Annotated in this window: 10 protein-coding genes; 3 read left to right on the plus strand and 7 right to left on the minus strand. The window is 70.4% G+C overall.

Translation table 11 applies throughout. The features are described 5' to 3' along the window. Positions 1-957 (plus strand): GTP-binding protein (locus E6R18_RS33370; protein WP_136320614.1); only part of this gene is annotated, 957 nt, incomplete at its 5' end. A gap of 95 nt (positions 958-1,052) precedes the next feature. Here the strand turns inward: E6R18_RS33370 and E6R18_RS33375 are convergent. Together E6R18_RS33375 and E6R18_RS33380 are read right to left on the minus strand one after the other, a co-directional pair. Next, positions 1,053-1,868: a BTAD domain-containing putative transcriptional regulator gene (locus tag E6R18_RS33375; RefSeq protein WP_136320615.1), complete on the minus strand. Its 816-nt coding sequence runs from the start codon at positions 1,866-1,868 to the stop codon at positions 1,053-1,055. Positions 1,869-2,250: 382 nt separating this feature from the next. Continuing rightward, positions 2,251-3,684, minus strand: a complete 1,434-nt coding sequence (locus tag E6R18_RS33380; protein ID WP_168712510.1) for an MFS transporter — start codon at positions 3,682-3,684, stop codon at positions 2,251-2,253. 165 nt (positions 3,685-3,849) lie between these two features. On the opposite strand from E6R18_RS33380, the gene E6R18_RS33385 reads away from it, so the two are divergent. Then, complete coding sequence (locus tag E6R18_RS33385) at positions 3,850-4,449, plus strand: TetR/AcrR family transcriptional regulator (RefSeq protein WP_136320617.1); 600 nt, start codon at positions 3,850-3,852, stop codon at positions 4,447-4,449. Positions 4,450-4,533: 84 nt separating this feature from the next. Here the strand turns inward: E6R18_RS33385 and E6R18_RS33390 are convergent, their stop codons facing one another. From E6R18_RS33390 to E6R18_RS33410, 5 genes are all read right to left on the minus strand, one after another. Further along, positions 4,534-5,022, minus strand: a complete 489-nt coding sequence (locus E6R18_RS33390; protein ID WP_136320618.1) for a nuclear transport factor 2 family protein — start codon at positions 5,020-5,022, stop codon at positions 4,534-4,536. 20 nt (positions 5,023-5,042) lie between these two features. Then, positions 5,043-5,792: an alpha/beta fold hydrolase gene (locus E6R18_RS33395; RefSeq protein WP_206308497.1), complete on the minus strand. Its 750-nt coding sequence runs from the start codon at positions 5,790-5,792 to the stop codon at positions 5,043-5,045. A gap of 6 nt (positions 5,793-5,798) precedes the next feature. Then, positions 5,799-7,373: a long-chain-fatty-acid--CoA ligase gene (locus E6R18_RS33400; RefSeq protein ID WP_136320620.1), complete on the minus strand. Its 1,575-nt coding sequence runs from the start codon at positions 7,371-7,373 to the stop codon at positions 5,799-5,801. A 54-nt stretch (positions 7,374-7,427) separates the two neighbouring features. Further along, positions 7,428-11,558, minus strand: coding sequence for a type I polyketide synthase (locus tag E6R18_RS33405; RefSeq protein ID WP_240799939.1), 4,131 nt, complete (start codon positions 11,556-11,558; stop codon positions 7,428-7,430). A 159-nt stretch (positions 11,559-11,717) separates the two neighbouring features. Further along, complete coding sequence (locus E6R18_RS33410) at positions 11,718-12,035, minus strand: acyl carrier protein (RefSeq protein WP_240799940.1); 318 nt, start codon at positions 12,033-12,035, stop codon at positions 11,718-11,720. A gap of 180 nt (positions 12,036-12,215) precedes the next feature. Here E6R18_RS33410 and E6R18_RS33415 point away from each other — a divergent pair, with 180 nt between their 5' ends. Next, on the plus strand, positions 12,216-12,965 hold the full coding sequence (locus E6R18_RS33415; protein ID WP_136320621.1) for a 2OG-Fe dioxygenase family protein: 750 nt from the start codon (positions 12,216-12,218) through the stop codon (positions 12,963-12,965). The last annotated feature ends 357 nt before the right edge of the window (positions 12,966-13,322 follow it).

Raw genomic sequence — 13,322 nt, forward strand, 5'->3', positions numbered from 1 at the left:
GAACTGGCCGTCGTCCTCGTCGACGCCCGCAACGGGGTGGTCGAGCAGACCCGCAGGCACGCCGCGGTCGCCGCCCTGCTGCGCGTCCCGCACGTGGTGCTGGCCGTCAACAAGATGGACCTCGTCGGCTACGACGAGAGCGTCTTCACGCGCATCGCCCGCCAGTTCACGCACTACGCGGGCGAGCTGGGCGTCCCCGAGATCACCGCGATCCCGGTCTCGGCGCTGACCGGCGACAACGTGGTGGCGGCTTCCGCCCACATGGGCTGGTACGGCGGCCCGACGGTGATGGAGCATCTGGAGAGCGTCCCCGTGGGTTTCGACCGGGACAGCGCGGAGGCCCGTTTCCCGGTCCAGTACGTGCTCCGCCCGCAGGGCTCCGGGCACCCCGGCCATCGCGGGTACGCGGGCCAGATCACCGCCGGCGCCTTCCGAGTGGGCGATCCCGTGGTCGTCCTGCCGTCCGGGCGGGAGAGCGTCGTCGCCGGTATCGGCCTGCTGGGGCAGGCGGTGGAGACGGCCTGGAGTCCGCAGTCGGTCTCCCTGCGGCTCGCCGACGACCTCGACGTCTCGCGCGGCGACCTCATCGCCCCGGTGGCACACCCGCCCGTGGTCACCCGCGATGTGGCGGCGACGGTCTGTCATCTCGCGGACCGGCCGCTGCGCACCGGCCAGCGGGTGCTGCTCAAGCACACCACCCGCACGGTCAGGGCGTTCGTGGCCTCGGTCCCCTCCACGCTGGCCCTGGACGACCTCTCGCAGCGCCCGGCCCCCGCCCGGCTGGAGACCAACGACATCGGCCGGGTGCACATCCGCACCGCCGAGCCGCTCGCGCTGGACGACTACGCCGAGTCCCGGTCCACCGGGTCCTTCCTGCTCATCGACCAGGTCGACGGCACCACCCTGTGCGCCGGGATGGCGGGCGATGCCTTCACCGACCACGTATGGGCGTCCTGACGCGCCGCGCCCCGTGAACCGCCTGATGCCCGGCACCCTTTCGGAGGGTACCGGGCATCAGGCGGTTCACGGCGTCGAGATCGGCAAGACGCCTTCTAGTGTGCGACCAGGTCCGGGACCGGCCAGTAGGGCTCGTCCTGCAGGAGGCGCGTGTCGTGGGTGAGGATGGCCTGCTCGTACTGGCTGAGAGCCGGGGAGGGCTCGACGCCCTGGGATTCGATGAGGTTGCGGCGGCACTGGCGGTAGACGCCGAGGGCGTCGAGCTGGCGGCCGCACCTGTACAGGGCTCGCATGAGGAGCATACAGAACTGTTCGTGTACGGGGTTGCGGAAGTAAAGTTCGGCCAGTTCGGGGAGGATTCTCTCATGTCCGCCGGCGCGTAGTTCGAGGTCGTACAGCAGAGTCAGTGCGGAAGTGCGTGCTTCGAGGTATCTCGCGGCGGCGGTCTGACAGATGAGGCCGCCGGCCAGGCCGCCGAACATCGGGCCGCGCCAATGGGAAAGGGCCTCGCGCAGTCCGGTGATGTCCTTTTCCGTGTACGCGTGGACGCCGTGGCCCGCCCTGGTATGGATGGCTTCGACGGCGTCCAGGAATAACGTCGCGTCCAGTTCCCAGCGCCCGACCGTGAACAGGTAGCCGGAGGTGCTGGTCACGACGCGGGAGGTGTCGCGTTCGGGTTCGAGGGCGGCCAGGGTGCGCCGGATCCTGCTGACCTGTGCCTGGAGTGCGTTCTCCACCTTGGCCGGCGGGGTGGTGCCCCAGAGTTCGGCGATGAGGGAATCGACGGTCACCAGGTCTCCGCCGGAGACGAGGAGTGTGGCGAGCAGGGTCTGCTGCATGGCGCCGCCCAGCCGTACGGCGGAACGGTTTTTCTTGATTTCGACGCAACCCAGGACCGAAAACAGCAACACAGATCTTCTCCCCCGCGAATGGAAAGGTACGTGTCGTCATGCTGGCTTTTGGCGCATTCAAGAGGGCGTCGTGCGCAAACGCCTGTCGGCTTCCCCCTTGAGAGGCCGGACGATATAGACTATCCGGCCAATCTCATTTCTGGACCGATCAGTCTGGATCCTACTTCGCCAGATTTCAGTCTGTCAATGAAACGTCCAGCATGGAATTGATCAACTCTCAAGCCTAAATGGAGAAAATTCCAGACAGTCCCACAGCGGACCTGTATTATGCGCAGCGTTAAAGGCTGTACAGTACACGGACGGCGGATGCGGGGGAGCAATAAGTTCGCCGCCGTGCACTGCACAGCCGTCCGGGGGCCGGGGCACGGGGCCCCGGCCGGTTCTACGCGGTGGCCTTCTGCCGGTAGCGCACGGCCCCCAGGAGGGCGACGAGCGTGACCGCCAGGGTGATCGCGGTGATCACCCACAGGCCGGCCCGGTAGGGGGCGAGTCCGGTGCTGGAGACCAGGGAGAAGACGGTGGCGGTGATGGCGATGACCACGCCGTTGCCGATCTGCGCGCCGGCGTTGAACAGGCCGGAGGCAAGGCCCTGCTCGTCCGGTCCGGCGTTGCCGACCGCGGCGATGTTCAGCGCCGGGTAGACGGCGGCGAAGCCGAGGCCGCCGAGCAGCTGCTGGGCGATGAGCGTGACCAGTGGGTCGACGCTGCCGATCAGCAGCGCCCAGCCCAGGTAGCCGATGCTCAGCATGACCAGGCCGGTGGTGGCCACCGGCCAGGCACCGTACTTGGTGACCAGGGCCGCGCCGTAGCGGGCGGCGCCGGCGGTCAGCACGCCGCCGAGGAGGAAGGCGAGGCCGGCCTCGAGGGGCGACCAGCCCAGCTTGTCCTGGTAGTAGAGGGTCAGGACGAACTGGAAGGAGACGTAGGCGCCGAAGAAGAGCATGCACAGGTTGGCGCGGGAGAGCTGCGGGCGGGTGAAGATGGCCAGCGGCACCAGCGGCTCGGGGTGGTTGCGCTCCACGACGACGAACAGCGGGAACAGGACGGCGGCCGCGACGAGCGCGCCGATGGTCACGGCATCGCTCCAGCCGTGGCTGGCGGCCCGGCTCAGACCGTAGACGAGGGCGACGGCGCCCGCGGTGACGGTGACCGCGCCCAGGAGGTCGAGCTTGCCGCGGCGGCCGCCCTCCTGCTGTCCGGGCACGACGGACCCGGCGAGCAGGGCGACCAGCAGGCCGACGGCCGCGGGCAGGAAGAGGATCAGGCGCCAGTCGACGCCCGCCATCAGGCCGCCCAGCAGCAGGCCGAGGGAGTAGCCGGCGGAGGCGACGGCCAGGAAGGTGCCGAGCGCGCGGTTGCGGGCCTGCTCGTCGCGGAAGGCGTTGAGCAGGATGGCCATGGCGGCCGGTGCGGTGATGCCGGCGCTGACTCCCTTGAGGAGGCGGGCGACGACGAGCACGGGACCGTTCTCGGCCAGGCCGCCCAGGCAGCTGGCGACGACGAAGACCAGCAGCCAGCCGATCAGCAGCTTCTTGCGGTTGTAGAGGTCGGCCAGCCGGCCGCCCAGCAGCAGGAATCCGCCGAAGCCGAGGGCGTAGGCGGAGACGACCCACTGCAGGGAGGACGCCGACATCCCCAGGTCCTCCTGGACCAGCGGCAGCGCCGGTCCCATGCTCGCGATGTCCATCGCGTCGAGGAACTGGACCGCGCACACGACGAGGAGGAGCAGCGGAAGGCTCTTGACCGCGGGTGAGGCCGCGGCTGCCTCGTCCGCCCGCGGCGCGGGCGGTGAAGTGGAAGTGGATGCCTCGGTCATGATCACAGACTCCGATCGGGACAGCGTCGAGGGGGACAGCGCCAGGAGCGGCATGAATAACGGACCGATCAGTCCCGGACTGATCGGTCCATTTTTAGCGCCCATAAGGACCCCTGTCAAACGTATGCTGGAGACGATGCGGGCCAGGGGAAGGAGAACGCAACGATGGCAAGAACACCGGCACCAGGGACGAGACGCAGAATCCTCACCGCCGCGTCCAGACTGTTCAGCCAACAGGGCGTGCGAGCCGTGGGCATGCAGCAGGTCATCGACGAGACCGGGGTCGGCAAGAGCCTGCTGTACCGCGAGTTCGCCAGCAAGGACGAACTGGTCGCCGCCTGGATCCGGGACAGCGACGAGGAGTGGTGGAAGACCGCCGCACAGGTGACCGACCCCTACCAGGGCGACCCGGTCCGCCAGATCCTGGCCCTGCTGCGTTTCTTCTACGACAGCGTCCAGTCGCCGGACTACTACGGCTGCATCTACTACAACACCTCCTCGGAGTTCCGTGACCCGCAGTACCCCGGGCGCATGGAGTCGGTGCGCCACCTGCGCCGGCTGCGCGACTGGCTGCGCGACATGGGCATCCTCGCGGGAGCGAGTGACGCCGAGGACATGGCCGACGCGCTGATGCTCGTCATCGGCGGACTGCTCAACAACGGCGAGGTGCTGGGCGCCGACGGCCCGGCCCGGATGGCGCTGCCCACCGCGGAACTGGTGCTGCGTCAGTACTGCCCCGCCCCGGTGGGCGCAGTGTCCGCCTGACCCGCCCGAACCAACCGGCCCCGCGGCGCTGGGACGCCACGGGGCCGGAGTGCGGGGGTGCCTCGGGGCATGTGCGCCCGGAGGTCAGTGAGCCTGGGTCACCTTCTCGGGGCGGGCGGGGCGGACGGCGACGCCGTGTTCCTCGTACCCGTCGTTGTAGACGAAGGACGTGGGCAGCCGGTCGTGGAACTGGTAGTCGTAGCGGATCCGCCCGTCCTCGCCGAGGACGACGATGTCCTGGCCCGCCATCTCCATCTCCCCGGTCGCACCTGAGACCATCACCCAGTTGAGGCGGACCACGTTGTGGTGCCCGACCGCGTTGTGCGAGGAGCGGAAGGTGTAGCCCATCGGGCCGTAGACGTCCTGGGTGTAGGCGAGTTGGTCGATGATCGCCTGATGGCCGCGGATCGGGTCCTTGCGGTAGAAAAGGTAGGTGGCGTCGGGCTCGTAGAGCCGCTCCACCCCGGCGCGGCGGCGCCCGGGATCGGTTTCGTTCCACAGCGCCACATAGGCGTCGAGGAGCGCGTTGGGCGTGGACGCCGGTACGAGTGCGGGCTCGGATGCGGGTGGCATCGGTCGGTCCTCCCTGGAGGTCAGCGGGGTCCCGCGTGACGCAGCAGCAGGTGCGCCAGGTCCGCGGTGACGGCCTCGGTGTGGGCGTGCAGGTAGAAGTGGCCCCCGGGGTAAGTGCGGCACCCCAGGTAGTCGGGCGTGCGGTCGGCCCAGGCGCGCAGGGCCTCCGGGGCGAGCAGCGGGTCGTCGCGGCCCGTGTAGGCGACCACCGGGCAGGTGGCGGCAGCGCGGTCGTCGGTGTGGTCGGCGCACACCGCCCCGTCCGCGCGCATGATGCGGACGGTCTCGGCCAGCAGCCGGGGGTCGGCCCCGATCTCGGCGGGCAGTGAACCCAGCCGGGCCACGAAGGCCAGTGGATCGGAGACGTACGGGTCGCCGGTGTACGGGTCGCCGGTGCGGAAGCCGTGCGGGGACCAGCCGGAGACGGCGAGCAGTACCGGCGCGGGCAGACCGGTCCGGGCCAGTTCCACCGTGACCCGGTAGGCGAGCAGCGCGCCCATGGAGTGTCCGAACAGCGCGTACGGGCGCGCGTCGAGATCGGCGGCGAGCACGGCGGCCAGGTCCCGCACCAGGGGTGCGAGCCGGGTGTACGGCTCCTCGCGGCGGCGGTCCTGACGGCCCGGCAGCTGCACGGACTGGCAGGTGATCGTGTCGGGGAGCAGGGCGGGCCAGTCGCGGTAGGCGGTGGCCGAGCCGCCGCTGTGGTGCAGGAGGAACAGCCGGATGTCCGCGTCCGGCCGGGCCTCGGGCGGGTGCAGCCAGCGGTGCACGGCCACTCAGCCCGCCGGCTGCGGCTGCTCGCCGGCAGCGTGGCGTTCGCGCAGCACCCGGCGCAGCAGCTTGCCGGTGGGGTTGCGGGGCAGGTCGGTGACCGTCTCGTACCCGGTGGGCACCTTGAAGCCGGCGATGCGGCCGTTCAGGAACCGCAGGAAGTCCCGGGGTGCGGCCGTCGCGCCGGGGCGCAGCACCACCGCGGCCCTGACCGCCTCGCCCCAGTGGGTGTCGGGAACCCCGTAGACCGCCACGTCCTCGACGGCCGGGTGTGCGCGCAGCGCGTTCTCCACCTCGGTGGGGTAGATGTTCTGGCCCGCGACGATGATGGTGTCGTTGACCCGGTCGACAAGGTGGAGGTAGCCGTCCTCGTCCAGGTAGCCCATGTCGCCCATGGCGAGCCAGTCGCCGGTGACGGCCTGTGCGGTGGCGGCGGGCAGCTGCCAGTAGCCCAGGAAGCGGGCGGGAGTGCGGGCGCTGACGCGGCCGGTGCGGCCGGCGGGCAGGACGTTGCCCTGGTCGTCGAGGATGCGGATCTCGTTGCCGGGCAGCGCCCGGCCGGCGGAGGCGAGCACGGTGCTGTCGGGGGTGTGGTCCTGGGGCGCCAGGCAGGTCAGAAAGCTGCCGGCCTCGGCCGATGAGTAGCCCTGGGCCAGGTCGCATCCCAGGACGCCGATGCAGGTCAGCAAGAGTTCGCGGTCGATGGGTGAGCCGCTGTAGACCACCTTGCGCAGGGAGCGGAAGGTTTCCTTGGTGGTGTTGTGCTCGGCGAGCATCATGCGCAGCATCGCAGGCGCGGCCCACACGGTGGTGATGGCGTGGCGCTCGATGAGGCGGGTGGCCTCGTCGGCGATGAAGCGGCGCATGATGACGGTGGTGGCGCCTGCGTTGAAGGAGTGCATGAACCAGCCGAAGCCGGCGGTGTGCAGGCCGGGGAAGCAGCTCAGGCCGCGGTCGGTGGTGCGCCAGTCGATCCAGTCGACCCCGGCTCGGCGGGTGTCGGCGATGAGGGTGAAGAAGGTGCGCTGGGCGAGGACCACGCCCTTGGGCAGGCCGGTGGTGCCGCTGGTGTAGAGCTGGGCGACCGGGTCGTCGAAGCCGGTGGCGGGTGGCGGGTCGGTGTCGGGCCGGCCCTGTTTCCAGGCGAGCAGGCCGCCGGCGACGTGGGTGTCGGTGTCCAGGTCGACCAGCTGCCGCAGCTGCGGCAGGGCCTCGCGCACCTTGTCGACGGTGGGTCTGAATTCCCTTTCCACGAAGAGCAGTTCGGCCTGCGAGTCGCGCAGGACGTGCTCGACCTCGGTGGGGGTCAGCCGCCAGTTGATGGGTACCAGGACCGCGCCGCTCTTGGCGCAGCCCAGCGCGAGGTCGTAGTAGTGCTCGGATTCCTGGCCGAGGTATCCGATCCGGGAGCCCCGGCCCAGGCCGGCGGCGAGCAGGGCGTGGGCGGTGCGGTTGCTCTCCCGGTGCAGCTGCGCGTAGGTCAGGGTGCGGTCCCCGCAGATGACCGCGGGCTGGTCGGGGCGGGTGTGGGCGTGCAGCGCGGCACGCGCGGCGAGCGTCGGCGTGGTGCTGAGGTCCATCGGATCCCCTCGTCGGATGCGGAACGGGTACGGCGCGGTACGGGTGCCGGGTCGTCAGGCGGGCGTGGCCGGGGTGGGATGTGCGGTGGTCAGGAGGGCCGCGAGGTGGCCGGCGAGTTCGCTCACCGAGGGGTGGTCGAAGACCACGGAGAATTCCAGTGCCAGGCCCAGCTGGTCCTGCAGCCGGTTCTTCATCGCGGTCGCCGTCAGCGAGTCCACGCCCAGTTCCAGGAAGGTGGCCGTGGCGTCCACGTCCCGGCGGTCGGTGATCGACAGCAGATCGGCGGTGAGCGCGCGCAGCAGCTCGACCAGTGCCGCATGCCGTTCACCGGGAGCCGCGTGTGCCAGGGCGTGGGGGTCGACGGATACGGCCGCCGGACGGACGGGAGCGCCGCCGGCGGAGCGGCCGGCCGGCGGGGCGGGGCGGGACGGCAGCAGGGCGAACGTCATTCCGGCCAGCTCCATGACGGGCTCACCGCCCGGATACGGACCGGGGTGCGGGCCGGTGGGGGTGCCGGGGTGCGGGCCGGTGGGGGTGCCGGGGCGGGGGCCGGGGGCTCCGTCGAGGAGGACGACGTCCAGGCTGAAGGCCGCAGGGGGCGTGTCGCCTCGGTGGATGCGCAGGAGTGAGTGCAGGTGCTCGCCGCGGGGCTTTTTGAAGGCGCGCAGCCGGGCGATGCGGGTGGCGATGTAGGACCGGCCGTCGTCGGCGAAGGCGGCCAGGCCGTGGGTGGCGGCGTCGAGGACGGGCGGGGGCAGGTGTTCGGCGCGCGAGGTGCCGGCGTTGGAGATCGTGGTGAGGGCGAAGTCCTCGCCGTATGCGCGTACCTCGGTCGCCCTGCTGAACTGCGGTCCGTAGTCCAGGCCCGCGCGTGCGTAGGCGGCGCGTACCTCCTCGCCGGTGAGGACCTGGCGTGGTGGCGGGCCGCCGGGGCCGGCGATGTCGGTCTGTGCGAGGCGGTCCAGCAGCTCGCGTCCGGTCCCGGTGAGTGCTCCGACGCTCTGCGTGGGGTCGGGGGCGGCGATCACGGCACTGGCGTGCAGGGTCGGGGGTGTGGTGTCGTCGCCGGCCGGCCGGCTGTGGACCTCGACGGTGAAGGAGCCGTCCGCCGCCGCGGTGGCGCGGGTGAGTAGCAGGGCGGGCCGGTCGGTCAGGAACAGTGCCTCGTGGAAGCGGATGTCTTCGAGGGCGCGCCGGGTGTCGCCGGCGAGTTCGTCCTGCAGGGCCAGCAGCAGCTCCAGGTAGGCCGCGGCGGGGAGGAAGGCCCGGCCGGCGGCGGTGTGGTCGGCGAGGTAGCCGGGCCGCGTGGCGCTGATCCGGGCGGCGAAGGTCCGTACGGCGGCTGCCGGGGACCCGCCGGGGGTGGTGGGGCGGCCGAGCAGGGGGTGGGTGCCGTCCGCGGCGGTCCGGTGGCCGGACGGGGCCGGCAGACGGTAGGGGCGGCGGTCGAAGGCGTAGGGGGGCAGCTCGATCCGGCGGCCGGGCCGGTCGGCGTACACCCGGGACCAGGCGATGTTCAGTCCTGCCGTGTACGCGCCGGCGAGTGCGGTGGTGAGCCGGATGCCGGTCTCGTCCTTGCGGCTCAGGCAGCTCAGCCAGCGGTGCCGGGCCGGATCCACGCACTGGCGGGCCAGCGAGGTCAGGGCGCTGGAGGGGCCGACCTCCACGAAGACGTGGCGGCCTCGGGTGTCGATGGTGCGGACCCCTTCGGCGAACGCGACGGTCTCGTTGACGTGCCTGATCCAGTAGTCGGCGGTGGCGAGTTCGGCGTACGTGGCGATCCTGCCGGTGAGGTTGGAGACGAGCGGCAGCCGCGGCTCGTGGAATTCGACGGATGCCAGGGCCTTGCCGAGCTGTTCGGAGACCTCGGCCATGAGGGGCGAGTGGAAGGGGGCCGCGACCCGCAGAGGGGTGACGTTCCAGCCCCGCTCGCGCAGTGCGGCCACGGCCGCGTCGAGGGAGGCGGTGGCGCCGGAGACCACACACTGCTGAGGGGCGTTGTCGGCCGCGACGGCCAGATCGGACCAGGCGGCGAGCAGCGGTGCGACCTCCCGCGCGGGCGCCGACACCGCGGCCATGCCGCCGGGGCGGGACACCGACTCGATGAGGGCGGCACGGGCCGTGAGGAAGGCGATGCCGTCGGCGAGGGTGAACAGCCCGGCGACGGTGGCGGCGGCGATCTCGCCGACGCTGTGGCCGATCAGCACGCTGGGCCTGACCCCCCAGGACAGCCACAGCTGGGCGAGGGCGTACTCCAGAGTGAACAGCGCGGCATGCGTGTACGGAGTACGGGCGAGCATCTCGGCGGCGTCGGGCACCTCGCCGAACATGACCGCGGCCGCGGATCTGCCCAGGTGAGCGGTGAACAGGGCGTCACACGCGTCGACGTGGCGCCGGAACTCCGGGGACGAGGCGTAGAGGGAACGGCCCATGCCGGTGTACTGGGCGCCGGAGCCGGTGAAGAGGAAGGCGACCTTGCGAAAAGCGCCGGGCCCCGTGGTGCCGGTCTCGTCGCCGGGCTGCTGCGGCTCGGCCCAGGCACGCAGCCTGGCGGCGAGCTGTTCGGTGTCGGTGACGGTGGCGGCGTGGCGGTGACGGAAGTGGGAGCGGCCCGTGGCACGGGTGCGGCACAGATCCGCAAGGCTGGTGCCGGGCTGCTCGGCGAGAAGGCGGAGGTGGCGTTCGGCCTGCAGACGCAGCGCGGGACGGGACTTCGCGGAGAGCGTGAAGACGTGCCCGGCCGGGTCGGTCCGCCGGGGTTCGCGGGTGGCGGGCTGTGCGGTGCGGTCGGTGCGTCCGGTCGTGTCCTGCCGGGTCAGTTCCGCGGGCACGGCGGCGGGCGGTTCCTCCAGTACGGCGACCGCGATGGCCCCGGCGACGCCGAAGCCGTTGACCGTGGCGCGGCGGACGGGGGCCTGCCAGGGCCGGGTCGCGTCCGGGACGGTCAGGGGGTAGCTGTCCCAGGGGATGCGCCCGGAGAGGTCGCGCCAGCGGTGCGGGTAGAACACGCCCGCCCGCATCTGGGCGATCACCTTGATGACGGCGCCCAGCCCGGCGGCGGGTTCCATGTGGCCGATGTTGGCCTTGAGGGAGCCGACGGTCAGCGGGTCGTCGGGGCTGTGGGAGGCGCCGAAGACGCCGTTGATCGAGCCGATCTCGATGGGGTCGCCGAGCGGGGTGCCCGTGCCGTGCGCCTCGACGTACTGGATGTCGCCCGGCTCCAGGCGGGCGTTGGCCAGGGCCGCGCGCATGACCGCCTCCTGGGCGGTGCCGTTGGGCGCGCTCAGCCCCGCGCTCTCCCCGTCCTGGCCGATGGCGGTACCGCGGACCAGCGCCAGCACGTTGTCCCCGTCCATGAGCGCGTCGGAGAGCCGCTTGAGCACGAGAGCACCGCAGCCCTCGGCGCGGGCGTATCCGTCGGCACTGTCGTCGAAGGTCTTGCAGTGGCCGTCCGGGGCGAGGAACTGCCCGTGGGAAAGGATGACGAAGGAACGGGGGTTGTGCAGCGCGTTCGCGGCGGCACACAGCGCGATGGAGCATTCACGGCGGCGCAGCCCCTCGACCGCGAGGTGCAGAGCGGTCAGGGACGAGGCGCAGGCAGTGTCCGTGGTCAGGCTGGGCCCGCGCCAGCCCAGGAAGTAGGAGAGCCTGCCCGACATCGAGTAACCGCCGAGTCCGGTGGTGAGACTGCCGTCGAGCTGTTCGTCAGCGAGCTGCTCCAGCTCCAGGGCGAAGTCGAGCGGGGAGGCACCGACGTAGACACCGCCGTCGCCGTGGCGCAGGGCGGCGGGATCGATACCGGCGTTCTCCAGGGCCTCCCAGGAAGTCTCCAGCATCAGCCGCTGTGCCGGATCGATATACGGGGCCTGCTTGGGCGGGATGTTGAAGAACTGGGCATCGAATTCATCGACCGCATCCAGAAAACCGCCGGCCGCCGCGGTGATCAGAGATTCATCGACTTCCCCGGCCCAGCGGTCACGGGGCAACGGGCCAATCCCGGAGCGCCCCTCGCGCAAGAACGCATCGAGATCGTCCATCGAGTCGTTGCCACCGGGCAGCCGCATGCCGACCCCGACCACCGCGACCGGCTCGTACTTCTCCAGAAGGAACTGTCCCAGCATTCTGTGCTGCTGCCGCAGCGTCTCCTGAGCCGCCTCGAACTGTCGACGTATTTCCTGGTCCACTTCGGATCCTTCCGGCACGACGACGCCCCGAACCTTTCTGCCACGTAAGGCTTTCCTGGTATTCCCGATACCCGGATACCCAGGTGTCCGGGTATCCGGGCCTGCGACGGTGAGCGCCACCGGGCCCGCGCCGGTGGGCGTGCGCCGGCGGGACTGCGGTCAGCGCGCCAGGTCCTGCGCGTCGAAGAGGCCGGTCAGCACCTCGGCGGCGAGGTAATCCAGCAGTTGCTCCACGGTGGGCCGGTTGAACAGCGCGGTACTGCTGATCCCCACCCCCAGCAACTCCTCCAGACGCAGTTTGACGGTGGTGAGCATCAGCGAGGTCATGCCCAGTTCGAAGAAAGTGTCCTCGAGTGGGAATTCCTCGTCCTCGTCCATGAGGAGAACGGTCCGGAATTCCGCGGTGACGATGGTCTCCAGGGCCGACCAGCGCTCCGCCCGGGAAATCGACTGCAGTCGTTCGGCGATCGGCGCCACAAGAATCACCTTTCTGTCATTCAATGCGATTAGAGCATGGGCGACTTGACGACCTGCTGACACGGACCTGACCGAATCCGGCCTCAGATGTGCGCCGGAAGCTGTCAGTTCAGCGTCAGGCCAGGTATGGGAACCTCATGCACACGAGTGGGTTCAAGATCCGTATCGGAGGGTGACGACATGGCCAGCATCACGGGGACCACGCGGGAGGAACTGCACACCAACGGCTACTCATTGGTGCCGGCCGGCCATTTCGTCCTGGCCCCCGAATTGAAGCCGCTGGTCAAGGAACTGGCCGACGAGTGGGAACGGCTGGAGGCCGACCAGTACCTGATGAACGGCGCCCGCTTCCGCGAGCGCCGCTACGACCGCTTCTACTTCCTGCCCCGCACCGGCGAGATCCGCCTGCGCCCGCACCGGCCCTACTACCAGTCCCCGGGCGCCAACGACTACGCGGGGGGCATCCAGCGCGAAGTGGCCCCGCTGAGCTCCGCCACCCTCGCCAATCCCCTGCTGACCCGGCTGATGCGCGACGACTTCGCCCACTTCCCGCTGGCCGACGACGACACCCGCCTGGACGAACCCTGGGACGTGCAGTGCCACCAGTTCCGCATCATCAGCACCCCCGACGAGATCGGTGAGCCGACCCCCGAAGGGCCGCACCGCGACGAAGTCGACTACGGGGTGATCCACCTGATGGGACGAGCCAACACCGAAGGCGGCCAGTCGCAGGTCTACACCCCGAACAAGGAACTGCTCACCGAGTTCACCCTCACCGAACAGATGGACACCATGTTCTGGTCGGATCAGCAGATCCTCCACGCCGTACAGCCCACCCGGGCGACGGACCACGACAAGCCCGCCACCCGCGACGTACTGATCATGGGCTACAAGCACACCCCTGGGCTCCAGCGCATCGAACGCCCCTGAGGGCTGTCCCGTGATCCCTGGCGGGCGCGCGACGCCGGCTACGGCGCCTTTCGAAGCCCGGAAGCCGTGTTGTACGCCGAGTGCGTCGTGCTGTACGCCTCTCCGAAATAGCCCAATCCACCGGCGGCAGGAGCCGGATCCGGGATGAACTTCACGAATCGGCCGCTGGATGTTCTTCCTGAGTGCTGAATTCTCCGGCGCCACCTGTTGCGGAGCCTCGGGACCCTTAGCCTCGCGCTTTCGCGAGGTGGGGTGTCCGATGCTTGATCAAATAAACGGAGAGTGCCCCTGACCTGCAACGATGGGACTTGTCTAGGGTCCTGTGGCTGCACGGAAAGAAGCACTCTCCAGGTGAAG

The organism is Streptomyces sp. A1277 (assembly GCF_004795015.1).
In the GTDB taxonomy this organism is placed as follows: Bacteria; Actinomycetota; Actinomycetes; order Streptomycetales; family Streptomycetaceae; genus Streptomyces.

Bases quoted from the DNA above. Each gene is read 5' to 3' on its own strand.
- E6R18_RS33390 (WP_136320618.1), bottom strand. From the start codon at position 5,022: ATGCCACCCGCATCCGAGCCCGCACTCGTACCGGCGTCCACGCCCAAC.
- E6R18_RS33400 (WP_136320620.1), bottom strand. From the start codon at position 7,373: ATGGACCTCAGCACCACGCCGACGCTCGCCGCGCGTGCCGCGCTGCAC.
- E6R18_RS33385 (WP_136320617.1), top strand. From the start codon at position 3,850: ATGGCAAGAACACCGGCACCAGGGACGAGACGCAGAATCCTCACCGCC.
- E6R18_RS33380 (WP_168712510.1), bottom strand. From the start codon at position 3,684: ATGACCGAGGCATCCACTTCCACTTCACCGCCCGCGCCGCGGGCGGAC.
- E6R18_RS33415 (WP_136320621.1), top strand. From the start codon at position 12,216: ATGGCCAGCATCACGGGGACCACGCGGGAGGAACTGCACACCAACGGC.